Origin of the sequence: Streptomyces griseoloalbus (assembly GCA_014650015.1) — a bacterium.
Classification (GTDB): Bacteria; Actinomycetota; Actinomycetes; order Streptomycetales; family Streptomycetaceae; genus Streptomyces; species Streptomyces griseoloalbus.
In genome coordinates this window covers 1-575 of sequence record BMUD01000143.1, presented here as the reverse complement: position 1 = coordinate 575, position 575 = coordinate 1, and the positions used below count along the sequence as shown (strand labels likewise).

The 575-nt window shown below is 69.6% G+C and carries 1 protein-coding gene; it reads right to left on the bottom strand.

The annotated features are described in order from the left end of the window. A partial coding sequence (locus IE178_RS35300) for a beta-ketoacyl synthase N-terminal-like domain-containing protein (RefSeq protein WP_193515103.1) occupies window positions 1–575 on the bottom strand: 575 nt, incomplete at both ends.

Here is a 575-nt window from a genome sequence, read left to right as displayed (position 1 = left end):
GCCGCGCGTCCGACAACCGCTCCACCAACAGCAGCCCCACACCCTCGGACCACCCCGTACCATCCGCAGCCGCCGAGAACGCCTTGCACCGGCCATCCGGAGACAACCCCCGCTGCCGCGAGAACTCCACGAACGTCGTCGGCTGCGACATCACCGTCACACCACCGGCCAACGCCAGATCACACTCACCGTTGCGCAACGCACCCGCCGCCAGATGCAACGCCACCAACGACGACGAGCAGGCGGTGTCCACCGTGACGGCGGGGCCTTCCAGGCCGTAGGTGTAGGCGATCCGGCCGGAGATGACGCTGGAGAGGTTGCCCGCGAGCAGGAAGCCCTCGTACTCGCCGGGCCTGGCGACCACGCGGGCCGCGTAGTCGTCGTACATGGCACCGGTGAAGACGCCGGTGGCGGTGCCGCGGAGCGAGGTGGGGTCGATGCCGGCGTCCTCGAAGGTCTCCCAGGCCGTCTCCAGCAGCAGCCGCTGCTGCGGATCCGCCGCCGTCGCCTCCCTCGGCGACATCCCGAAGAACTCCGGATCGAACCGGTCCGCGTCATGCAGGAACCCACCATGA